Source organism: Pseudomonas sp. B33.4, assembly GCF_034555375.1.
Lineage (GTDB): Bacteria > Pseudomonadota > Gammaproteobacteria > Pseudomonadales > Pseudomonadaceae > Aquipseudomonas.
Genome location: NZ_CP140706.1, coordinates 670,536 through 693,505 on the forward strand (window position 1 = coordinate 670,536; position 22,970 = coordinate 693,505).

Annotated in this window: 23 protein-coding genes; 3 read left to right on the forward strand and 20 right to left on the reverse strand. The window is 61.1% G+C overall.

Translation table 11 applies throughout. The features are described 5' to 3' along the window. Positions 1 to 252: 252 nt before the first annotated feature. The 3 genes from U6037_RS02870 to U6037_RS02880 all read left to right on the forward strand — a co-directional run bounded on the left by U6037_RS02870 (position 253) and on the right by U6037_RS02880 (position 3,144). Positions 253 to 1,203: a DnaJ C-terminal domain-containing protein gene (locus U6037_RS02870; RefSeq protein WP_095126127.1), complete on the forward strand. Its 951-nt coding sequence runs from the start codon at positions 253 to 255 to the stop codon at positions 1,201 to 1,203. A gap of 23 nt (positions 1,204 to 1,226) precedes the next feature. Then, on the forward strand, positions 1,227 to 1,532 hold the full coding sequence (locus U6037_RS02875) for a chaperone modulator CbpM (protein WP_102899419.1): 306 nt from the start codon (positions 1,227 to 1,229) through the stop codon (positions 1,530 to 1,532). Positions 1,533 to 1,737: 205 nt separating this feature from the next. Further along, the gene (locus U6037_RS02880; protein ID WP_322845737.1) at positions 1,738 to 3,144 is read left to right on the forward strand and encodes an SET domain-containing protein; all 1,407 of its coding nucleotides are present in this window, start codon (positions 1,738 to 1,740) and stop codon (positions 3,142 to 3,144) included. Positions 3,145 to 3,204: 60 nt separating this feature from the next. Here the strand turns inward: U6037_RS02880 and ureC are convergent, their stop codons facing one another. The 20 genes from ureC to cbiE all read right to left on the reverse strand — a co-directional run bounded on the left by ureC (position 3,205) and on the right by cbiE (position 22,899). Further along, positions 3,205 to 4,905: an urease subunit alpha gene (gene ureC / locus U6037_RS02885; protein ID WP_141125769.1), complete on the reverse strand. Its 1,701-nt coding sequence runs from the start codon at positions 4,903 to 4,905 to the stop codon at positions 3,205 to 3,207. A 202-nt stretch (positions 4,906 to 5,107) separates the two neighbouring features. After that, the gene (locus U6037_RS02890) at positions 5,108 to 5,413 is read right to left on the reverse strand and encodes an urease subunit beta (protein WP_016984791.1); all 306 of its coding nucleotides are present in this window, start codon (positions 5,411 to 5,413) and stop codon (positions 5,108 to 5,110) included. Continuing rightward, the gene (locus U6037_RS02895; protein ID WP_322845738.1) at positions 5,413 to 5,946 is read right to left on the reverse strand and encodes a GNAT family N-acetyltransferase; all 534 of its coding nucleotides are present in this window, start codon (positions 5,944 to 5,946) and stop codon (positions 5,413 to 5,415) included. The genes U6037_RS02890 and U6037_RS02895 overlap by 1 nt, the downstream gene beginning before the upstream one ends. A gap of 5 nt (positions 5,947 to 5,951) precedes the next feature. Next, positions 5,952 to 6,485: an N-acetyltransferase family protein gene (locus tag U6037_RS02900; protein WP_322845739.1), complete on the reverse strand. Its 534-nt coding sequence runs from the start codon at positions 6,483 to 6,485 to the stop codon at positions 5,952 to 5,954. 9 nt (positions 6,486 to 6,494) lie between these two features. Then, the gene (ureA, locus tag U6037_RS02905; RefSeq protein ID WP_016984788.1) at positions 6,495 to 6,797 is read right to left on the reverse strand and encodes an urease subunit gamma; all 303 of its coding nucleotides are present in this window, start codon (positions 6,795 to 6,797) and stop codon (positions 6,495 to 6,497) included. 225 nt (positions 6,798 to 7,022) lie between these two features. Next, complete coding sequence (locus U6037_RS02910; RefSeq protein ID WP_322845740.1) at positions 7,023 to 7,862, reverse strand: urease accessory protein UreD; 840 nt, start codon at positions 7,860 to 7,862, stop codon at positions 7,023 to 7,025. A gap of 43 nt (positions 7,863 to 7,905) precedes the next feature. Then, complete coding sequence (urtE, locus tag U6037_RS02915) at positions 7,906 to 8,604, reverse strand: urea ABC transporter ATP-binding subunit UrtE (protein WP_016984897.1); 699 nt, start codon at positions 8,602 to 8,604, stop codon at positions 7,906 to 7,908. Positions 8,605 to 8,744: 140 nt separating this feature from the next. Continuing rightward, positions 8,745 to 9,614 carry an urea ABC transporter ATP-binding protein UrtD gene (gene urtD / locus U6037_RS02920; protein WP_322845741.1) on the reverse strand — a complete coding sequence of 290 codons (870 nt, stop codon included), beginning with the start codon at positions 9,612 to 9,614 and terminating at the stop codon, positions 8,745 to 8,747. Next, positions 9,611 to 10,690, reverse strand: coding sequence for an urea ABC transporter permease subunit UrtC (gene urtC / locus U6037_RS02925; protein ID WP_322845742.1), 1,080 nt, complete (start codon positions 10,688 to 10,690; stop codon positions 9,611 to 9,613). Before urtC ends, urtD begins: the two co-directional genes overlap by 4 nt. Beyond that, positions 10,690 to 12,192 (reverse strand): urea ABC transporter permease subunit UrtB, encoded by a 1,503-nt coding sequence (urtB, locus tag U6037_RS02930; protein ID WP_322845743.1) that lies wholly within the window; start codon positions 12,190 to 12,192, stop codon positions 10,690 to 10,692. Before urtB ends, urtC begins: the two co-directional genes overlap by 1 nt. Before the next feature lie 356 nt (positions 12,193 to 12,548). Further along, complete coding sequence (urtA, locus tag U6037_RS02935) at positions 12,549 to 13,814, reverse strand: urea ABC transporter substrate-binding protein (protein ID WP_064117243.1); 1,266 nt, start codon at positions 13,812 to 13,814, stop codon at positions 12,549 to 12,551. A gap of 256 nt (positions 13,815 to 14,070) precedes the next feature. Then, positions 14,071 to 15,450, reverse strand: coding sequence for a PepSY domain-containing protein (locus U6037_RS02940; RefSeq protein ID WP_322845744.1), 1,380 nt, complete (start codon positions 15,448 to 15,450; stop codon positions 14,071 to 14,073). 122 nt (positions 15,451 to 15,572) lie between these two features. Further along, positions 15,573 to 17,693, reverse strand: coding sequence for a TonB-dependent copper receptor (locus U6037_RS02945; RefSeq protein WP_322845745.1), 2,121 nt, complete (start codon positions 17,691 to 17,693; stop codon positions 15,573 to 15,575). Between the two features lie 84 nt (positions 17,694 to 17,777). Continuing rightward, positions 17,778 to 18,224, reverse strand: a complete 447-nt coding sequence (locus U6037_RS02950) for a DUF2946 domain-containing protein (protein WP_322845746.1) — start codon at positions 18,222 to 18,224, stop codon at positions 17,778 to 17,780. A 21-nt stretch (positions 18,225 to 18,245) separates the two neighbouring features. Further along, on the reverse strand, positions 18,246 to 18,725 hold the full coding sequence (locus tag U6037_RS02955; protein WP_322845747.1) for a copper chaperone PCu(A)C: 480 nt from the start codon (positions 18,723 to 18,725) through the stop codon (positions 18,246 to 18,248). Positions 18,726 to 18,773: 48 nt separating this feature from the next. Then, positions 18,774 to 19,172: a DUF2946 domain-containing protein gene (locus U6037_RS02960; RefSeq protein WP_322845748.1), complete on the reverse strand. Its 399-nt coding sequence runs from the start codon at positions 19,170 to 19,172 to the stop codon at positions 18,774 to 18,776. Between the two features lie 47 nt (positions 19,173 to 19,219). Further along, a complete protein-coding gene (locus U6037_RS02965; protein WP_064388729.1) occupies positions 19,220 to 19,531 on the reverse strand; it encodes a hypothetical protein in 312 nt (103 codons plus the stop codon). A 341-nt stretch (positions 19,532 to 19,872) separates the two neighbouring features. Next, positions 19,873 to 20,601 (reverse strand): cobalt-precorrin-6A reductase, encoded by a 729-nt coding sequence (locus U6037_RS02970; RefSeq protein WP_322845749.1) that lies wholly within the window; start codon positions 20,599 to 20,601, stop codon positions 19,873 to 19,875. Next, complete coding sequence (locus tag U6037_RS02975) at positions 20,598 to 21,695, reverse strand: cobalt-precorrin-5B (C(1))-methyltransferase (protein ID WP_322845750.1); 1,098 nt, start codon at positions 21,693 to 21,695, stop codon at positions 20,598 to 20,600. Before U6037_RS02975 ends, U6037_RS02970 begins: the two co-directional genes overlap by 4 nt. Beyond that, a complete protein-coding gene (gene cbiE, locus U6037_RS02980; RefSeq protein WP_322845751.1) occupies positions 21,688 to 22,899 on the reverse strand; it encodes a precorrin-6y C5,15-methyltransferase (decarboxylating) subunit CbiE in 1,212 nt (403 codons plus the stop codon). Before cbiE ends, U6037_RS02975 begins: the two co-directional genes overlap by 8 nt. Positions 22,900 to 22,970: the final 71 nt, after the last annotated feature.

The window sequence follows — 22,970 nt, forward strand, 5'->3', positions numbered from 1 at the left end:
TGTCAGTGCGCGCCAGAATCGAAGGCCGGTCATCTGCTATTTCGCGACTAAACTGGTTGAAAATCGCAGCTTCGCCCCAAACTTGCTGGCATGGGCCGGCAGAACCACCGGCGGTCACAAGAACCGCCGTCCACTGCCGATAAACTTCTGCTGCGCCACCCGGTCACAACCTTGAGATCGGTCAAGCCGGCACGCGCGAATCGGCGCATGCTGGCCTCGGCGCGAAATCGATAACGGATGGTGATTCCTTCAATGGACTTCAAAGACTATTACAAGATACTCGGCGTGGAGCCGACGGCAGACGACAAGGCAATCAAGGCTGCCTATCGCAAGCTGGCGCGCAAATACCACCCCGATGTCAGCAAGGAAAAGGACGCCGAGGCCAAATTCAAAGACGCCTCGGAAGCCTATGAAGCGCTGAAGAGCGCCGACAAACGCGCCGAATATGACGAGCTGCGCCGTTATGGTCAGCACGGTCAGCCATTCCAGGGGCCACCGGGCTGGCAGAGCCGTGGCGGTTTTGGCGGCGGCGGTGGCGACACCGGCGACTTCTCGGACTTCTTCAGTTCGATCTTCGGCAATCGCGGCCCCGGTTTCGGCGGCGGCGAAGGCCGGCAACAACGCAGTGCCGGGCGCCGAGGGCAAGACGTGGAAATGGAACTGCCGATCTTCCTCGAAGAAACGCTCTCGAACGAGTCGAAGAAAGTCACCTTCCAGGTGCCGCAATACAACGCCAACGGCCAGCACGTCAGCAATACCAGCAAGAGCCTGAACGTGAAGATCCCGGCGGGCGTGACCGACGGCGAGCGCATCCGCCTCAAAGGCCAGGGCGCACCGGGCGTCGGTGGCGGGGCGAATGGTGATCTGTACCTGACCATTCGTTTTGCGCCGCACCCGAAATTCGATGTCGAAGGTGAAAACCTCATCATCACTTTGCCGCTGGCGCCGTGGGAACTGGCGCTGGGTGCCGAGGTGGCGGTGCCGACCCTGACCGGCAAAATCAATCTCAAGGTGCCGGCCGGCAGTCAGAACGGTCAGCGCATGCGCGCCAAAGGTCATGGCTTGAAAAACAAGGCCGGCGAGCGCGGTTATCTGTTTGTGCAACTCAAAGCGGTGATGCCGAAAGCGGCCGACGACGAGGTCAAGGCGCTGTGGCAGGAACTGGCGAAGAAAGCCGCTTTCAATCCGCGAGAGAACTTCTGAATTCGACGACGGAGTAGCCCATCATGAGCAGCCCCCTGATCGTTCAACTGGACCTGGCAGAATTCTGTGAGGCGGCCGATTTGTCGGACGTCTACGTGATCGAAATCGTCGAGCACGGCATCCTCGAACCTCAGGGCGCGCAGCCCCGGGAATGGCGTTTCACCGATTACGAATTGGCGTTGGCCAAACGCGCCGTCAAGCTGCGGCGCGATCTGGAGCTTGAGTGGGAAGGCGTCGCCCTGGCGCTGGACCTGCTGGAAGAGGTGCGTGAACTGCGCGCTGAAAACCGCATGTTGCGCCAGCGTCTGGGGCGCCTGGTGGTCGAGTAGTTTTCCGCCGGTTTTGCCTGGCCGGATCGACCTTGCTCGTGAAGCGAAGCCGCTTGCGCAAGGTTAATGTTTTTGCAGGTGTTTCCCCGGTTTTAACCGGCGAATCTCTCTGATAGTTTCGAGCAAGGATCGGCAATGGACGCCGGTCGCCGCAGCGCCAGCCATGCCGGCGGGCGCAGCGTAACGCTCACAAGGAAACGTAAGAATGCCAGTCAAACCCAAACCGCCAACACCGGCAACGGGCCGCGTCGATGTGCCCACGAGCCCGCGTACATCCGCTGATGCGGATGCTTCAGGAACCGGGACAGCGCATCTCGCCCCAGACCCCTTTCTGCGCAAAACGCCCGGTACTACGCCTGAAACGGCGGGTGGCACGCCTGAGTCTTCGGTGGCTGCGGCGACGTCGAGAGTGCATGTGCACGAGTCGACGTCGGTTTCCACCGATGTCAGTACTACCGATGCCCCTGGGCTGCAGCAATACCTGATCCCCGCATCAAGCGCGTTACCCGCCGCCGATGCCGAGGGCTTTCGCACTTTCAAGGGCCGGCAATACGCCGATATTCAGGATGGCGGCACGGTATTGCTTGCCGTCGATCCGCAAACCGGTCTGCACAGGGCCCGTCTGGCGAGCGAACTGCAACCGTCAGGGCCGGCGCTTGCATTTGATCCTGCGAGCAATCACTGGTTTCCTTTGCAGGACTTTTCCGCTTCCACGCCGCAGGCTGTCATGCCGCGCAAGAGCCGTCGTTCTCCGCGCAGAAGTGACGATGAGTTCGAGTTGGCGCTGGAGGAGTTGCCGCGCAATGACGACGGTGCGTCGGAGCAGTTTTATCTGGCCTCCGAGTCCATGCCGATCAAGCCGTACACGGCGCAAGAGCTGAATCTGATGCGCAGTGAAACGCGCTATTCGTTTCTCGGTAATCAGCTGGGCACTTACAACCGCGCCAACAACGGCAAGTACCCGCTCCGCGACACCGCCGGCCGGCTGATCCGCATTCGAAAGTTGCAGACCAGAGTACGTTTTGAAAACGGTGACCTGTTTACCTCCGAGCAGATCAAGCCCTACATCAAATACGAAGGTTATGAAGATGTCGCGATGCTCTATGAAGAGAAACTGCAATGGCGACTGTTCACCGAAGCCGATGTAAAAGTCCCCGGTGAAAAAGCGTTGATCGGGCAGTCCATGGTGGTGGCCAACCGGCGCCTGGCCAAAGGCGAGGTGATCGGTGTCTACGGTGGTGCCATTACCCCGGCACGCTTCGTACAGCCATATGAACAGACGTTCAGCATGCTGGCCGGGGTGCGCTTGCAGTATGGTCCGGGGCAAATGCTGCCCGACCCATTGGCCATACTGGGCGACAACATCATTTCCAGAATCAATTCCAACTTTGAGTACGACGCTGCAGGCAAGCCCGTTCGCCAGGCACGCGGGGGCTATAACGTTGAAACGGTGCCTTTCGACATCGAGGCGCAACAGTGGGTCGGCAAGCAATTGGTGACCAAGGATTTTATCCTTAACGCCGTGTTCGCTTCGCAAGACATCCCGGCAGGCACTGAGCTGCGCCTGGATTACAACTACACCGAACAACAGATGTCGTGGGCATTTCCCTGATTGATCTGGCATCGCTGCTGAATACGGGTTTAAACATCCGTATTCAGACGGCGACGCTTGTCAGAACAGGAAATAGCGCTGCGCCATCGGCAACGTTTCCGCCGGCTCACACCACAGCAACACACCATCCGCCTTGACCTGATACGTCTGCGGATCGACATCGATATTCGGCAGATAGTCGTTGTGGATCAGGTCGGTTTTCTGTACGTCACGGCAACCCTTCACCACGGCGATTTTCTTTTTCAGCCCCAATGCTTCAGGCAGCCCGGCTTCCTGCGCCGCCTGACTGATAAAGGTCAGGCTGGTCGCATGCAACGAGCCGCCGTAACTGGCGAACATCGGGCGGTAGTGCACCGGTTGCGGTGTCGGGATCGAGGCGTTGGCATCGCCCATCAGGCTCGCGGCAATCGCGCCGCCCTTGAGGATCAGCGTCGGTTTTACGCCAAAAAATGCCGGGCGCCAGAGCACCAGATCTGCCCACTTGCCGACTTCGATCGAGCCGACTTCATGGCTGATGCCATGGGTGATCGCCGGGTTGATCGTGTACTTGGCGATGTAGCGTTTGGCGCGGAAGTTGTCGTTGCCTGCGCCATCCTGCGGCAGCGGGCCGCGCTGCTTTTTCATCTTGTCGGCGGTCTGCCAGGTGCGCGTGATGACTTCGCCGACACGGCCCATGGCCTGGCTGTCGGAGCTGATCATCGAGAACGCGCCGAGGTCATGAAGGATGTCTTCGGCGGCAATCGTTTCGCGGCGGATACGGCTTTCGGCGAACGCAACGTCTTCGGCGATACTCGGGTCGAGGTGATGGCAGACCATCAGCATGTCGAGGTGTTCGTCGATGGTGTTGCGGGTGAACGGCCGGGTCGGGTTGGTCGAACTCGGCAGCACGTTGGGGAAACCGCAGGCCTTGATGATGTCCGGCGCATGGCCGCCACCGGCACCTTCGGTGTGATAGGTGTGAATGGTGCGGCCCTTGAACGCGCCGAGGGTGGTTTCGACGAAACCGGATTCGTTGAGGGTGTCGGTGTGGATTGCCACCTGCACGTCGAACTGGTCGGCAACGCTCAGGCAGTTGTCGATGCTCGCCGGCGTGGTGCCCCAGTCTTCGTGCAGCTTGAGGCCGATGGCGCCGGCCTTGACCTGCTCGATCAGCGGCTCCGGCAGGCTGGCGTTGCCCTTGCCGGTGAGGCCGATGTTCATCGGGAACGCATCGGCGGCTTGAAGCATGCGCGCCAGGTGCCATGGGCCCGAGGTGCAAGTGGTGGCGTTGGTGCCGGTGGCAGGTCCCGTGCCGCCGCCGATCATGGTGGTGACACCGCTCATCAGCGCTTCTTCGATCTGCTGCGGGCAGATGAAATGGATGTGGGTGTCGATGCCGCCAGCGGTGAGGATCATGCCCTCGCCGGCGATCACTTCGGTGCCGGCGCCGATGGCGATGGTCACGTTGGGCTGCACGTCCGGGTTGCCGGCCTTGCCGATCGCGGCGATGCGCCCGTCCTTGAGACCCACGTCGGCTTTGACGATGCCCCAGTGGTCGATGATCAGCGCGTTGGTGATCAGCGTGTCGACGACTTCGGCGGCCAATAGTTGACTTTGGCCCTGACCGTCGCGGATGACCTTGCCGCCACCGAATTTCACTTCTTCGCCGTAAGTGGTGAAGTCTTTTTCGACTTCGATCCACAGCTCGGTGTCGGCCAGGCGCACCTTGTCGCCGACGGTGGGACCGAACATGTCGGCGTAGGCTTGACGGGAAATCTTCATGCTGCGTCCTTCAAGAAAATAGTGGTGAGCCATTGACCCTCACCCTAGCCCTCTCCCAGAGGGAGAGGGGACTTTACGCGGTGGGCCGGCTTTCGATGATCAGCTCCGCAGAGGGGACTGATCGCGGTGGGGCGGCTGTCGGTGATCGGCTCCCTCTCCCTCGGGAGAGGGCTGGGGTGAGGGGCAGCGGTGCACGCCGATGTCAGAGATCACCCATGATCCGCCCGGCAAACCCGAACACCCGCCGATGCCCGGCGTAATCCACCAGCTCCACCTCACGACTCTGCCCCGGCTCAAAACGCACCGCCGTGCCCGCCGGTATATTCAGGCGCATGCCCCGGCTGGCCGCGCGATCAAAAGTCAGCGCGTCATTGGTTTCAAAAAAGTGATAGTGCGAGCCGACCTGAATCGGCCGGTCGCCACTGTTGGCAACTTTCAGGCTGACGGTGCGGCGGCCGACGTTGAGTTCGATGTCGCCGGGCTGAATCTGGTACTCGCCAGGAATCATCACTGGGCTCCTTGCAGAATCTTGTAATAGAGGGCGGTCGCCCGGTATGTGCCGTGCGGGTCGCAGGCGTAATCGGGGATCTGGCCCGCGCGGGTGTAACCCAATGACTTGTAGAAATCCTCGGCGGGCGAGCCGGCCTCGGTGTCGAGGTAAAGCATGCCGCGCTTGTGCTTGGGCGCTTCGAGTTCCAGCGCACTCATCAATTGCTGACCGAGACCGCGACGCCGTGCGTGTTCGCGCACCAGCAGCTTCTGCACTTCGGCGCGATTGAGGCCGTTGGCTTTCTGGCACAACCCGAGCTGCACACTGGCCAGCACTTGTTCGTCCTTGACCACCACCCAGAGCAGCACGCTGCCCTTGTTGACGTTGTCCTGCACCTCATCGAAATAAGCGCGCGCCTGCGCGGCATCGAGATCGGCCATAAAGCCGACGCTGGCGCCGTAACCCACGGCATCGAGCAGCAGGTCGATCAGGCCCTGACGGTAGTGGGTAAAACTTTCCGCGTTGACGCGGCGCAGCTGGGCGGCGTTCATCGGTGTCACTCCTTGTTGGCGTCAGGCGGCTCCGCGCCAGGGTTGAGGGTCAGTTGCATGAAGGTCAGGTCGAGCCAGCGGCCGAACTTGGTGCCGACTTGCGGCATCTGCCCGGTGATGCTGAAACCGGCACGCTCGTGCAGGCGAATCGAGGCAGCGTTGCCGCTTTCAATGGCGGCGACCATCACGTGTTTGCCGCAGGTTCTGGCCCGCTCGATCAGCGCCGTCATCAGTTGCGGGCCGAGGCCGTTGCCGCGCTGGTCGCTACGAACATAAACCGAGTGTTCGACGGTGTGGCGGAAACCATCGAAGGGCCGCCAGTCACCGAACGAAGCGTAGCCGAGCACACTGTTGTCGGCGTCGACGATCACCAGAATCGGATAAGCCTGGGCCTGACGCGCGCTGAACCACGCTTGACGGTTGCCGAGGTCGACGGCTTGTTCATTCCAGATCGCCGTGGTGTTGAGTACGGCGTCGTTGTAGATGTCACGGATTGCCGGCAGATCGGCGTGAACGGCGTCGCGAATGGAGTAAGTCATGGCGCGGCCTCAGACGATCGGTTGGTGGACGGTGACCAGTTTGGTGCCGTCGGGGAACGTTGCCTCGACCTGGATTTCCGGAATCATTTCCGCGATGCCTTCCATCACTTGTTCGCGGCTGAGCAGGGTAGTGCCGAAGTGCATCAGCTCGGCGACGGTCTGGCCGTCACGCGCACCTTCGAGCAGTGCGGCGGAGATGTAGGCCATGGCTTCCGGGTAATTGAGTTTCACGCCGCGCGCCAAACGCCGTTCGGCGACGAGGCCGGCAGTGAAGATCAGCAGCTTGTCTTTTTCGCGTGGGGTCAGGTCCATTGTGGGGTTCCGTCAGGGCAGGTTTTGTGAGGTTCTTGCGGTTGTGGGGTGTCAGTTGGAGCAGCCCCTCACCCTAGCCCTCTCCCGAGGGAGAGGGGACTGAACTCGGTTGTCTTCAATGGCCGGTTCAGTCAGCAGTGTTCTTGCAGTCAGATAAATTCATTTTCAAGCGACCCGATCAGGCTCCCTCTCCCTCCGGGAGAGGGCGGGGGGTGAGGGGCTTTTTCAGGTACTCCATATTCGCGGCGATACCGCTTCGCGACCCAGCAGCACCGGGCGTAGCAAGCGCCATAAATCGATGAGCCACGCACGGGCGAGCAACGCTTCGCTGGCCAGACAACGAGCCACCAGCAGCCCAGGCAACTGGGTCAAATCCCCACGCACTTCATGGCCCAGCGAGCGACAGCGCTCCAGCAGCTCAGCATCAATCTCACCGGTCACCAACAACGTCGCAAACACCGGATGACCATCCAGCCCGATCGGCGAATCAAGCAAACCATCGTTCCCGACAATGCGCTGGCGCTCATGCCAGAGCAGTCGACCGTCGCGACGGATATCCAGGTGCGCCTGAAAATGCCCACGGTCAAAACGTTCGCCACTGGCCGGGCGACCCAGCGCCACCACGTCCCAGTAGAACAGTCGCGCGTCACCTTGAAGATCAATCGAAGTGCTGAGCTCGGCCTGCGCGGCGCTGTAGACGATGGTCTCCTGCGGCAGCCATTCCAGCGTCGCCCCGGCAGCCACCTTCAAGTCGAGTTTCTGATAAGCCGGCCCACCGGCGCGATACCACTTGGCCGCGCCGGGGCTGGTGATCTGCGCCCAAGCGTGTTGCTCGACGCGCGCGCTGATGTCCAGCCGATCACCGCCGGCAATCCCGCCCGGCGGATGGACGATGATGTGCTGGCAGACCTCGGGGCCTTCGGCGTACAGGTGTTTTTGCACGCGTAGCGGGCCGAGGTGCCGGCGCATGACCGGACGCGTGCAGTCGCCGAAACGGGCGTAGGCGAGTTCCAGCTCGGCGTGCCAGCTCGGGGTAAACAGGGCAGGTGCAACAGTCGAATTCATGGTTTGTAATTATCGTTAGGAAGCTACAGATTAGTTCGTTGTACTAGATCGTTACCAGCCCGCGTACACCTTCGGCCTCCATATTTTCACCGCGACCCTGCTGCACGATCTCGCCCCGGGACATCACCAGGTATTGATCAGCCAGTTCTGCGGCGAAATCGTAGAATTGCTCGACCAGCAAAATCGCCATGTCACCACGCGCCGCGAGCTTCTTGATCACCGCGCCGATTTCCTTGATCACCGAGGGTTGAATGCCTTCGGTGGGCTCGTCGAGGATCAATAAACGAGGGCGGCTGGCCAATGCGCGGCCGATCGCCAACTGCTGTTGCTGACCGCCGGAGAGGTCACCGCCGCGACGCTGCTTCATTTGTAGCAGCACCGGGAACAGTTCGTAGATGAAACTTGGCACTTCTTTCGCTTCACTGCCGGGAAAACGCGACAGGCCCATCAACAGATTCTCTTCCACGGTCAGGCGTCCGAAGATCTCGCGGCCCTGTGGTACGTAGGCGATTCCGGCGTGAACGCGCTGGTGCGGCTTAAGCGTGGTGATCGCTTTGCCTTCCCAATTCACCGCACCTTCTTTGGCCGGCAGCAAGCCCATCAGGCATTTGAGCAGGGTGGTTTTACCGACGCCGTTGCGGCCAAGCAGGCAGGTGACTTCGCCGACCTTCACGTCAAAGCTCAGGCCACGGAGGATGTGGCTACCGCCGTAGTACTGGTGCAGCTTGTCGACTTGCAGCATGTTCAAATTCCTTCTGTTGCACACAGAACCCTGTGGGAGCTGGCTTGCCAGCGATAGCGGTGGATCAGTCGGCATTAATGCTGGATGTGCCGGCCTCATCGCTGGCAAGCCAGCTCCCACAGTTTTGATGGGTTTGCAGTTCAGCGGCCGAGGTAGACCTCGATCACGCACTCGTTTTCCTGCACCTGCTCAAGCGAGCCTTCCGCCAAAACGCTGCCCTGGTGCAGCACGGTGACGTGGTCGGCAATCGAGCCGACAAAGCCCATGTCATGCTCCACCACCATCAACGAATGCTTGCCCGCCAGGCTCTTGAACAGTTCAGCGGTGAACTCGGTTTCCGCATCAGTCATCCCCGCCACCGGCTCATCGAGCAGCAACAATTGCGGGTCCTGCATCAGCAACATGCCGATCTCGAGAAACTGCTTCTGACCGTGAGAGAGCAAGCCCGCCTGACGATTGACCGAAGTGGTCAGGCGAATCGTCTCCAGCACTTCGCTGATCCGGTCTTTCTGTTCGCCACTGAGGCGCGCACGCAAACTGGCCCACACCGACTTGTCGGTTTTCTGTGCCAGTTCAAGGTTTTCAAACACGCTCAGCGCTTCAAACACCGTCGGCTTCTGAAACTTGCGACCGATGCCGGCCTGGGCGATCTGCACTTCGCTCATCTGTGTCAGATCCAGCGTTTCGCCGAACCACGCCTTGCCGTGACTCGGGCGGGTCTTGCCAGTGATCACGTCCATCAGCGTGGTTTTGCCCGCGCCGTTGGGGCCGATGATGCAGCGCAATTCACCGACGCCGATGTACAGGTTGAGATTGTTCAGCGCGCGGAAGCCGTCGAAGCTGACGCTGATGTCTTCCAGAGTGAGGATCGTGCCGTGGCGGGTATCGAGGCCCGGGCCGACGCGTTGCCCAAGACCAATCGAGTCGCGGCTGGTGCCGGCGTCCTTGTTCGGTTCGACGGGAAAGAAGGCCGGTTCCAGCATGAATTCAGCGCTCGCCGTGACTCTCATTGTTCACCTCGTTTCTTCAGCAGGCCGATCACACCTTTGGGCAGGTACAGCGTCACGACGATGAACAGTGCGCCGAGAAAGAACAGCCAGTACTCCGGGAACGCCACGGTGAACCAGCTCTTCATGCCGTTGACCACTCCGGCGCCAAGCAACGGCCCGATCAGCGTGCCACGGCCGCCAAGGGCAACCCACACGGCAGCCTCGATCGAGTTGGTCGGCGACATTTCGCTCGGGTTGATGATGCCTACTTGCGGCACGTACAACGCCCCGGCCAGACCACACAGCACCGCGCTCAACACCCATACGAACAACTTGAAACCGCGCGGGTCGTAGCCGCAGAACATCAAGCGGTTTTCCGCATCGCGCAGCGCTGTCAGCACGCGGCCGAACTTGCTCTGCGCCAGACGCCAGCCGATGAACAGGCTCGCCACCAGTAACAATACCGTGGCCAGAAACAACACCGCGCGAGTGCCCGGTTCAGTGATGCCGAAACCGAGAATCGTGCGGAAATTGGTGAAGCCGTTGTTGCCGCCAAACCCGGTTTCGTTGCGGAAAAACAGAAGCATGCCGGCGAAGGTCAAGGCCTGGGTCATGATCGAGAAATACACGCCTTTGATCCGCGAGCGGAAGGCGAAGAAACCAAACACCAGCGCCAGCAAACCCGGCGCAAGCACCACCAGACACATGGCCCAGACGAAGCTGCTGGTGCCGGTCCAGTACCACGGCAGTTCGCTCCACGACAGAAAGGTCATGAACGCCGGCAGACCATCACCGGCGGCCTGACGCATCAGGTACATGCCCATCGCATAACCGCCGAGAGCGAAGAACAACCCGTGGCCCAGCGACAGCAAACCGGCGTAACCCCAGACCAGGTCCAGCGCCAGGGCGACGATGGCGTAGCAGAGGATCTTGCCGACCAGCGTTAGCGTGTACGCCGACACCGACAGGGCATTTTCCGCCGGCAACAATGACAGCAGCGGCAGGGCGACCAGCAGGGCAAGAACCACCGCGCCGACCGCGATGGTGACTTTTGGGCCGGCCTTTTGTGTGGCCGTGACTAACAGAGGCTGGTTCATCAGTCGATCACCCGTCCTTTCAGTGCGAAGAGGCCTTGCGGACGTTTCTGGATAAACAGAATGATCAGCGCGAGGATCAGGATCTTGCCGAGCACCGCACCGATCTGCGGTTCGAGAATCTTGTTGGCGATACCCAGGCCAAATGCCGCCAGCACGCTACCGGCCAATTGGCCGACGCCGCCGAGCACCACCACCAGGAACGAGTCGATGATGTAGCTCTGGCCGAGATCCGGGCCGACGTTGCCGATCTGGCTCAGCGCTACACCGCCGAGGCCGGCGATGCCTGAACCGAGGCCAAAGGCGAGCATGTCCACGCGACCGGTCGGCACGCCGCAGCAAGCTGCCATGTTGCGGTTCTGGGTGACGGCGCGGACGTTGAGACCGAGGCGGGTTTTATTCAGCAGCAGCCAGGTCAACACGACGACGAACAGCGCGAAAGCGATGATGACGATGCGGTTGTACGGCAACACCAGATTCGGCAGCACTTGAATGCCACCGGACAGCCATGCGGGGTTGGCGACCTCAACGTTCTGCGCGCCGAACAGCAGGCGCACCAGTTGAATCAGCATCAGGCTGATGCCCCAGGTGGCAAGCAGGGTTTCCAGCGGTCGGCCGTAGAGGTGACGAATCACCGTGCGCTCCAGCGCCATGCCGATCGCGGCGGTAACGAAGAACGCCACCGGCAATGCGATCAATGGATAAAACTCGATGGCTTGCGGTGCGTAGCGCTGGAACATCAGCTGTACCACATACGTCGAGTAGGCGCCGAGCATCAGCATCTCGCCGTGAGCCATGTTGATCACGCCGAGCAGGCCGAAAGTGATCGCCAGACCGAGTGCGGCGAGCAGCAGGATCGAACCGAGCGACATGCCGCTAAAGGCCTGACCGAGGATCTCGCCGATCAGCAATTTGCGTTTGACTTGGGCGAGGCTGGTTTCGGCAGCGGTGCGCACGTTGGCATCCGCTTCAACGCCGGGTTCGAGCAAACCTTCGAGGCGCGTGCGTGCCAGCGGATCACCGGTTTCGCCGAGCAGGCGTACTGCAGCGAGGCGCACGGCCGGATCGGTATCGACCAGTTGCAGATTGGCCAGCGCCAGGCTCAGGGCGGCATGGACGTTTTCATCTTTTTCACCAGCGAGTTGCTGGTCGAGGAATTTCAGCTGCGCGGGTTTCGCGCTTTTCTGCAATTGCTGCGCGGCGCTCAGACGGATTTTGGCGTCGGCGGCGAGCAATTGGTGGCTGGCCAGAGCTGTGTCGATCAGACCCCGCAGGCGGTTGTTCAGGCGCAGGGTTTTGGGTTGGCCGTCGATGGTCAGTTCGCCTTGTTGCAGGGCGTTGATCAATTCGATACGGGCCGGATCGGGCTGCGCGGCCCAGGTTTCCAGCAGTTTGGCTTGCTGCACAGGATTGGCCGCGACGAAGTCTTCGGCGTCGCCGGCGTGGGCCAGCATCGGCAGCAATAGTGCGATGGCTATGAGAAAGCGGTGTATGGCAGTGGGCATTAGTGTTCCCTTTCTTGCGGTGGCCGATGGAGCGGTGTCCGGCTGTGAATCCGCCCCTCACCCTAACCCTCTCCCAGAGGGAGAGGGGACTGACCGGGTTGTCAGGTCATCCAACACCGACCTGACATTCCTGCGTCGAACTCAGGATCTGAAAGCCATAGAGATCTGCTCCCTTCCCCCACTCCCGGAGGGAGAGGGGGCTGGCCGAGGTGTCTGGACGATGTGCTGCGACCTGCGAATTCGAGCCGAACTCAGGCTTTGAAAAACATGAAGATCGGCTCCCTTTCCCCTCTCCCTGAGGGAGAGGGCTGGGGTGAGGGGGAAATCTAAAGCCCACCTCAAAAACTGAATCCGCCTCAGTTGCTCTTCACCGCATAATCGGGCTTCTTGTCGTTGCCCTGAATGAACGGGCTCCACGGTTGCGCGCGAATCGGCCCTTCGGTCTGCCACACCACGTTGAACTGACCATCAGCCTGAATCTCACCGATCATCACCGGTTTGTGCAGGTGGTGATTGGTCTTGTCCATGGTCAGCGTGTAGCCCGACGGTGCGGCAAAGGTCTGCCCGGCGAGGGCTTCGCGGACTTTGTCGACGTCAGTGGATTTGGCTTTCTCAACCGCCTGCGCCCACATGTGGATGCCGACGTAAGTGGCTTCCATCGGGTCGTTGGTCACGGCTTTGTCCGCGCCCGGCAAGTTGTGTTTCTTCGCGTAGGCTTTCCAGTCATCGACGAACTTTTTGTTCACCGGGTTCTCGACGGATTCGAAGTAGTTCCATGCCGCGAGGTTGCCCACCAGCGGTTTGGTGTCGATGCCGCGCAGTTCTTCTTCGCCGACCGAGAACGCTACAACCGGTACGTCGGTGGCTTTCAGGCCCTGGTTGGCCAGCTCTTTATAGAACGGCACGTTGGAGTCGCCGTTGACCGTCGAGATCACCGCAGTCTTGCCGCCAGCCGAGAATTTTTTGATGTTGGCGACGATGGTTTGATAGTCGCTGTGACCGAACGGCGTGTAGACCTCTTCGATGTCCTTGTCGGCCACACCTTTGGAGTGCAGGAACGAACGCAGGATCTTGTTGGTGGTGCGCGGGTAAACGTAGTCGGTGCCGAGCAGGAAGTAGCGCTTGGCGCTGCCGCCTTCTTCGCTCATCAGATATTCAACGGCAGGAATCGCTTGCTGGTTCGGCGCAGCGCCGGTGTAGAACACGTTCGGCGACATCTCTTCACCTTCGTATTGCACCGGGTAGAACAGCAGACCGTTGAGCTCTTCGAACACCGGCAACACCGATTTACGCGACACCGATGTCCAGCAGCCGAACACCACGGCAACCTTGTCCTGGGTCAGCAACTGTCGGCCCTTTTCGGCGAACAGCGGCCAGTTCGACGCCGGGTCAACCACCACCGGTTCAAGCATCTTGCCGTTCACACCGCCCTTGGCGTTGATCTCGTCGATGGTCATCAGCGCCATGTCTTTGAGCGACGTTTCGGAGATCGCCATGGTGCCGGACAACGAATGCAGAATCCCGACCTTGATGGTCTCGGCGGCCTGGACAGTCCAGGTCATGCCCATCGCGGCAATGGATGCCGTGAGTGTGAAAGCCTTGATCAAACTGCGACGCTTCATTGTGCGATCTCCGTGAACGTTTGAAGTTTTTTTGGTTGGCAGATGCGGACGACTGAAGGTGTGTTTTGCAAGGGCTGTGCCCGGTCGGGTTTTGGCAAGAAAATGTCGTGTTAGAGCGGTTGACTGCATGGCGCATGCACCACGAAGGAACGTCCATGGCGCGTTGGTGCAGGCCGCCGCGCCAGATTGGGGCGCAAAAAAATCCCGTGCAGGCGACCCTGCACGGGATTGGCGTTGAAGAAGATCGAGTGCGGGTTCAGGAAGAAGTCGAGGCAGACCCGGTTGGTCGGTTCATCCGCGCCAGCAGCAATCGATCCAGCAACCACACCACCACCAGCGAAGCCCCCACCAGCGGAAACACCACCGCCAGCGCCAACATGATCACCACCCCGGTTTTCCACTTCGGCAAATCATGACGCAGCGGCGGCACACCCAATTTGCCTTGTGGCCGACGCTTCCACCAGATCACCACGCCGCTTACGGCGCTGAGCAGAATCATCAGGCAGATCAGCAGGACGACAATCTGGTTGAAGGTGCCGAACATCTTGCCTTCGTGGAGCATCACGCCGATTTCCGTGGCGCGGGCAACGCTGCCGTATTGCTCGAAACGCACATCGGCGAGCACTTTGCCGGTGTACTGATCGACGTGCAGGGTGGCGTCGTTGCGCGGGTCATCGGCGAACACGGCGATGGTGAACACGCCGGTGGCGGTGGTCGGCAGGGTGATGCTGTAACCCGGCTCGACCTTGCGCTGAGTGGCGATGTTCTGCACGTCTTGCAGGCTGATCCCAGGTGCCGCCGGGCCCGCATTGGCGCTGCCGTGGGCCATGTGTTCGGCGTGGTCGCCGGACATTGGCATCGGTGTGTTTTCCATCGCCCAGGGCACGGTCTGACGCGTGGCGCTGTTGAGGCTGCGCGCCTCGACGTCGGAGGTCGGTACGTTGTCCCACATCGCCGCCGGGAACACGTTCCACACTTGCGCATATTGCTTGCCCCAGAAGCCGGTCCAGGTCATGCCGCTGAGCAACATCACCAGCAACAGTGTTGCGCCCCAGAACCCGGTGACCGCGTGCATATCACGCCACAACACGCGGCCGCGACTGTTCAGACGCGGCCACAGAATGCCCGCTGCCTGACCGCGCGGCCACCACAGGAACAGGCCGGACACCACCAGCACCACACCCCAACCGGCAGCCATTTCGATGAGGCGGTCACCAATGGTGCCGATCATCAATTCGCCGTGAATGGCGCGGGCGATGGCTTGCAGATTTTGCTTGGCATCCTGCTCGCCAAGGATGTCGCCGTGGTACGGATCAACGAATACGTTGAGCTCCTGTCCGGCATTCTTTACTACAAACTGCGCGCTGCGCTCGGCGTTGACCGGCGGCAGGTATTGGCTGACCTGGCCTTGTGGATAAGCGCTTTTTACTCGTTGCAGCAGGTCATCGGCCGGGACGGTGTGATGACCGGCGGGGACGTTGAGCAGGCTGCTGTACATCAGCGAATCGAGTTGCGGTTTGAACAGGTAAATGATGCCGGTCAGGGCCAGCATCACCATGAACGGTGCGACGAAGAGGCCTGCGTAAAAATGCCAACGCCAGGCCAGGTTGTAGAAATTCGGTTTGGGCTGTTTCATCACGTGTGCTCCGCTGGGCGAATTTTTCTAGATCAAAAGATCGCAGCCTTCGGCAGCTCCTACAGGGTGTACGCGCTCCCATGTAGGAGCCGGCGCAGCCTGCGATCTTTTGACTTTTCTTGTTAGAAACTCATGTCGACCTTGGTCCAGAGCGTGCGCCCCGGCTCATTGATCGCTTGCGGGTCGTTGGCCGGGTAGCCGAACCCGGCGTTGCCCGCCAGGTTCAGGTGTTCGGCGTAAGCCTTGCCGAACAGGTTGTCGACGCCGCTGCTGACCTTCCAGTTCTTATTGATCCGATAGGCACCGTTGAGTGAGAACACGCCGAAGCCCGAACTCTTGTCGTAATCCTTGCCGACCACGTTGCCCTTGTTCTGGTCGATACGGTTCTGCGCGGCAACCACCCTCCACAGTGCGCCAGCGCTCCAGTTGTCTTCGCTATAAGTCATACCGAACCGCGCATCCAGCGGCGGCATCTGCGGCAGAGCCTTGCCGTCACTGCTGTTCTTGCCCCAGGCGTAGGCCAGGGTCGCATCGGCTTTCCAGTGGTCGGTGAGTCTGTAGGCGGCACCGAGCTCACCACCCATGATTCGCGCGTCGATGTTCTCGGCGCGCGAGGTGCTCATGCCCATCATTACCGGGGTGTAGTCGAAGAGGATGTAGTCGCGTACCACGCCGACATAACCCGAGGCCCAGGCTTCGAGGTCGGCGCTCTTGTAGTTCACGCCGAAGTCGAACTGGGTGGTCTTTTCCGGTTTGATCGAATCGAACGCATTGATCGATCCGGCCGGGCCGGACTTGGGCGAAAACAGTTCCCAGTAATCCGGGAAGCGTTGCGCGTGGCCCAAACCTGCATAGAGCGTGGTCGGGCTGTCGGCAAGATCATGCTCGTAGCGGATGAAACCGCTGGGCAGGGTGTCGGCGCGGGTGTCGTCGGCGGTCGGGTTCGGGCGAGTCATCATTCCCGAGCCAGTGGTCTGCCGGTAATCCTTGGCCGAGGCACGGTCGACGCGGGCACCAGTGATCAGGCGATCACGGTCGGCGGCGTACCAGGTCATTTCACTGAATACGCCGTAGTTATGGAAGTCGGCGTCCTTGCTGTACGGCTGATCTTTGTAGGTGTCGATGCCCATGCCGCTGCGCTGACGGTGTTCGTTGGTCTGCGCGTCGAGGCCGGTGATCAGTTGGATGTCAGCCCAGCGCCAGGTTGCCTTGATCCGTGCGCCGAGGGTGCGGCGATCAACGTTGGACGCCATAGGCCCCGACATCATGCCGGTGCCGGACGGCGTGCGCAGGGTGTAGTTGTCCATCACGTGGTCGGCGTAGTTGTAGTAGACCTGTGCTTCGAGTTTCTCCAGCACGTCGGTGATGTTGGATTTTTCGAAACGCAGGCCGAGGCTTTCACGCAAGAACTGCGAACCGTCCATGCCGCGTCCGGCGTAGCGTGCTTCACCGTCGCCCTTGCCGGCGGTGAGTTCGATCAGGGTGTCGGCGTCCGGTGTCCAGCCGACGGCGATATCGCCGTTCCACTTGTCGTAGCGCGAGGCGACGATGTCGTTGTTGCCGTCGCGGTAATCGTCGGAATGCGCGGTATTGCCGATCACGCGCACGTAGCCCAACGGACCTCCGGCAGCGGCATCGACGACCTTGTCGAAGCGTCCGTGAGAGCCGGCAAGGATGCTTGCGTTCACGCGGGTACCGAGTTCACCGAAGCTCTCCGGTTCACGGTCAAACAACACCGTACCCGCCGACGCGCCCGGGCCCCAAAGTACGGTTTGCGGGCCTTTGATCACCGTAAGTTTGTCGTAGGTTTCCGGCGAGATGTACGAAGTCGGCGCGTCCATCCGCCCCGGGCAGGCACCGAGCATCATGCTGCCGTTGGTGAGGATATTCAGGCGTGAGCCGAACATGCCGCGCAGCACCGGATCGCCGTTGGTGCCGCCATTGCGCACCAGCGCAAAGCCCGGAATGGTCTTCAGATAATCGCCGCCGTCGCTGGCCGGCACCGGTTGGCGCGGGTCTTTTGGATTGGTGACGATGGTCAGCGGTGAACTCGGGGCGATCGCAGTGATCACCGTCGGGCTGAGTTCTTCGTTGTGACCGGCATGATCATCTGCCAGCACCAGCGGGGACAGCAGAACGCCGCAAAGGACGGCGGTAGCGTGCCTGAAACGAATCCGCGATTCGTTCAAAGCGAAGGACGCCGGGGCAGCACCCAAGCGTGGAACAGCAGTAAACCTGGACATGACAATTTCCATCAAACAGTCGTAAACGACACGGCCGGCAGCCTGAAGCTGTCTTCTCAACCGTGTGCAATCAAAGGTGCGTGTTTACGCTGCGACGGGCGGGGCGCGGCTGCGCGCTCCGGGAAAAAAGGTCTGCCGGGCATGACCCAGGCGTGGCGAGGGCGGGGTGAAAGTGTTCAGCGGCGGGATATTGAAGGCGACGAAATCGCCGCCGCCGGTCAGTGCCGGGCAATTGAACAGCAGGCTGCAGTAACCGCATTTTTCCCACAGCACGTGGTGCGAAGATTGCGGTGGGCAGTGTTCGGCGCTGGGTTTTGCATCATGGCCGCTGTGGTCCATGCCCGGCATGTCCATCGCCAGGTCCATGCTCATCGGCATGGAAGTCGAGGCGTGTTGATCCATCGGCATCGACTGAGAAATCAGTGGGCCGATGAAGATCATCAACATGGCGAACAGGGCGATCCAGCTGCCGCGAGTCAGGTGTTGAGTCTGACGGCGTTGCAGTGGCGGCCTGGCGCTTAGCGGGCGCATGGGCGGAGTCTGCCGAAAGGCTTACTGGGCGTGCGCGTGGGCCTGCGTGGTTTCCGGCGGTTTCTTCTGCACCGAGACTTCGACGGTGACGTCACCGGACTTCTCGAAATGCATCGTCAGCGGGAAGCGCTTGCCGTCGCTGAGCAGGCTGCGATCGGTCGGGTTGAGCAGCATCACGTGATAGGCCATCGGCGCAAAGGTCACGTTGCCGCCGGCCGGAATGGCCACGCTCGGCACTTGCTGCATCTTCATCAGATCGCCCTGCATGACGTGTTCGTGCAGTTGCGCTTCGGGGGCAATGGGCGAGTCGACGCTGAGCAGGCGGTCGCCCGTCTTGCCTCCGTTGTGAATGACGAAGTAGGCGGCAACCGTTGGCGCATTCGGCGGCAGCTCTTGCGACCACGGATGAGCGATTTCCAGCTCGCCGGCCTTGTATTCGTGAGCATGGGCAAAGCACGCCGGCAACAGCAGCGCAGCGACGACGATGAGTTTGTTCAACATGGCAGTTCTCCAGAACGATTTGAAACGCAGGTCAATTGCGCGAACAGATCAAACCAGAGGGGATGCACGGGGATTGAGACTTGGCCATTGCTGGCGCGGCGTGGGCGTTTGCAGCAAGGCGGGCGCTACACTGCGATTGCTTTCATAGCGGGCGAAATACAGCTGCGGCGAATGCCCCGGCAACGCCACCAACGGCGCCGAGCCCGAGCAGCACCAGCAATGCTGCATGTTCGAATGTGTATCGTTGGCCGGGGCTTTTTGATCGATGGTGCCGATGTTGATCGCCACCATCTTCGTCCCGCTGCCGGTGCAGAAACTGCTCCAGAGCAACTGTTCGGCCGGTGAACTGGCCGCCTGCGCCATCGCCCCGGTCATCGGCATGGCGAGCATGTTGAACAGCACTGCAAAGCAGGCGATCCAGGCAATTGCCAGCCGGTGTCGGTTCATGGGACAGATCCATTGGGTGGGCGATCAGGCGCGGCTATTTAGCCTGATCAGGGCCGATAAGTAAAAAAGCGTCGTGCGGTTTGGTGTCGCAGCGCTTCCTGCAAGAGCTTGAGAAGCCTGCGCCCCAGCTCGATTTCGCCGTTATAAATGAGTGTAGCGGCTTCGATTCGCATTGCCTGGGCGAAATTCGAGTCGCTTTCTATTCGTGCACGAATGGTCTGCTTGACGTCTCGAAGTGCTACTCGGTTGAGCTGCCCATCGCCCGAGTCTTCGATCTCACAGCCCTTGATGTATTCGCTAAGATCGACAGGTGTTTTTAGGTAATCCTTGACGTCGAAACGGGAGAATTTTTCTGACATTGGATGTGTACGCCCTTGGAATCAAAGACGTTGAGCGTAGAGGTGGACGCTGGCTGCCGATAGTCAGTGATTCGTTAAGTTGTTGTGGGCAGTGTCCGGCGCGTTTGTAGGATTCAAGTCAGATATCCGGCCGAGCCCCTGACATTGTGGGAGCGAGCCTGCTCGCGAAAGCGGTGGGTCAGGCAATGATCTGCAGACTTTGCCGACGTCTTCGCGAGCAGGCTCGCTCCCACAGTGGTCGGTGGCGAACACGTAGTCTGTGTACGTCGCGAACCTTGTGGAAGCGGCGGTGCGACTATTCGACCTGCACGCGAAGGCGTCCGTGAGAACTGCGCTTGTTTTTAGATAAGGTTAACGGTCGCGAGGGCCATGAGGATTTCGTCGACCGAGGCAAACTCCCGATCAACCCCCGGCAACCCCGGACGCTTCAATACAATTACCGGCACCCCACGCTCGCGCGCCACTTCCAGCTTTGGCTCGGTCGCGGTGCTGCCGCTGTTCTTGCTGATCAACACATCGATCTGCCGCCGCTCGAACAGCGCTCGCTCATCCTCCAGCAGAAACGGCCCGCGTGCGCCGATCACTTCGCAGCGTTCGTTGCCGGGATAGACGTCGAGTGCGCGCAGAGTCCAGAACTGTTCCGCAGGGATTTCATCGAGGTGCTGCAGCGGTTCGCGGCCGAGGGTGAACAATGGACGGCGGAAAGGCTTGAGGGCAGCGATCAACTCGGCCCAGTCGCTGACTTCGCGCCAGTCATCACCGGGCTGCGGCTGCCACGCCGGACGGCGCAAAGCCCAGCAGGGGATGCCGGTCAGTCGCGCGGCGGTTGCGGCGTTCTGGCTGATCTGTGCGGCATAGGGATGCGTGGCATCGAGCAGCAGATCGATGCCTTCGTCGCGAATGAATTGCGCCAGCCCCTCAGCGCCCCCGTAGCCACCGACGCGCACCTGACAAGTCAGATCCGTCGGCACCCGGCCAACACCGGCGAGGCTGTAGATATGTTCTGGCCCGAGCGTGCGGGCAATCGCCAGCGCTTCCGTCACGCCGCCCAACAGCAAAATCCGCTTCATGCAAAACCTCCGGCCTGCCCGACGATCCCGCCCTGACGATCAATCGCAAACACCTCGACCTGCACCTGCGCCGGCACCACGCTGCGGGCAAAATTCAGCGCATGGCGGCAGACTTCATCACCGAGCGCGATCCCTGCCGCACTGGCCATGGCCAGCGCCTGCTGACTGGTATTGGCCTCACGAATGCCTTGTAGCAATGGCTCCTCGGCGCCTATCGCCGCTGCCCATTCCGCCAGTTGCGGCAGGTCGATACTCGAATGCCGCGAATGCAAATCCATGTGCCCGGCCGCCAGTTTGCTGATCTTGCCGAAGCCGCCGCACAGGCTGAGCTTATCCACAGGCACTTTGCGCAAATGTTTGAGCACGGCGCCGACGAAATCGCCCATTTCGATCAGGGCGATTTCCGGCAGATCGTAGACCCGGCGCATGGTGTCTTCGCTGGCATTACCGGTGCAGGCAGCGATGTGCAGATAACCATTGGTTTTCGCCACATCGATGCCTTGATGGATCGAGGCGATGTATGCCGCGCAAGAGAACGGCCGGACGATGCCGCTGGTGCCGAGGATCGACAGCCCGCCAAGAATGCCCAGCCGTGGGTTCATGGTTTTCAGCGCCAGCGCTTCGCCGCCTTCGACGTTGACCGTGACGTCGAAGCCGCCGCCATAGCCGGTTTCGGCGGCGAGCAGACTCAGGTGGTCACTGATCATTTTGCGTGGCACCGGGTTGATCGCCGGTTCGCCGACGCCGAGCACCAGTCCCGGCCGCGTCACGGTGCCCACGCCGGCACCGGCATTGAAGCGAATCCCCGGCTCGGCCATTAGCCTTACCCGCGAATAGAGCAGGGCACCGTGAGTCACGTCGGGATCGTCGCCGGCATCCTTGATCGTTCCGGCCTCGGCGCCGTCATCGGTCAAACGACAGAACTCCAGACGCATCTGCACCTGTTTGCCTTTGGGCAAAACAATCTGCACCGCATCGGCGGAGTGTCCGCCGAGCAACAGACGCGCGGCGGCAAGACTGGTGGCGGTGGCGCAGCTGCCGGTGGTCAGGCCGCTGCGCAAGGGCGCGGGTTGTTCGGCGGTTTCGTCACGCATCGAGGGGTTTGACCAGATCGAGCAGGGTGATCGGCAACGCCTGACGCCAAGTGTCGAACTCGCCGAGCGGCTGCGCCTGGGCGACATGGATACGCGTGAGTTCGCCGCCATGGCGTTCGCGCCAGTTCATCAGGGTGACTTCGCTTTGCAGGGTCACCGCGTTGGCGACCAGACGGCCACCGGGCTTGAGTTGCTCCCAGCAGGTTGCGAACACGCCCTCACGGGTCACGCCGCCGCCGATGAAGATCGCGTCCGGGCGCTCCAGTCCGGCCAATGCCTGCGGAGCCTTGCCGCGAATCAGCTGCAGGCCGGGCACGCCCAGTGCATCGCGGTTGTGTTCGATCAACTGCTGGCGACCCTCATCGGCTTCGATGGCCAGCGCTCGGCAACTCGGGTGCGCGCGCATCCACTCGATACCGATCGAGCCGCTGCCGGCGCCGACATCCCAAAGCAATTCGCCGGGGGTCGGGGCGAGGCGGGCGAGGGTGATGGCGCGCACATCGCGTTTGGTCAGTTGGCCGTCATGCTGGAACGCTGAGTCTGGCAATCCAGCAAGGCGTGACAGGCGCGGGGTATTGGCATCGGCCAGGCATTCGACGGCGATGACATTGAGGTCGGCGATCGGCGAGTCGTTCCAGGCGCTGGCGCTGTTGGCGATGCGTCGCTCGCTGTCACCGCCGAGATGCTCGAGTACGGTCAAACGACTCGAACCGAAGCCGCGTTCACAAAGCAACTTCGCTACCGCCGCCGGGCTCTGACCGTCGTTGCTCAGCAACAACAGCCGCACGCCACTGAACAATTGCGCATTGAGCGCCGCCAGTGGTCGGGCCACCAGCGACAGCGTCACCACGTCCTGCAACGGCCAGCCGAGACGCGCGGCGGCCAGCGAGCACGACGACGGTGCCGGCAGGATCAGCATCTCCTCGCTCGGCACCTGGCGGGCGAGACTGGCGCCAACGCCGTAGAACATCGGGTCACCACTGGCCAGCACACACACCGCTTCGCCACGTTGCTCCAGCACCGACGCGAGAGAAAACGGGCTCGGCCACAACTGCCGCTCACCGCGAATGCACACTGGCAGCAGATCCAGTTGACGCTGGCCACCGACGATCCGAGCGGCGCCCAGCAGGGCACGCCGGGCGTTTTTGCCCAGGCCCTTGAAGCCGTCTTCACCGATTCCCACTACCGTCAGCCAGGGTGACATCTATATTCCTCTAAACAGGCCGTTCCGACGGGCAGACTTTTCATGCCAGCGGACAAAGCAGGCATAATACC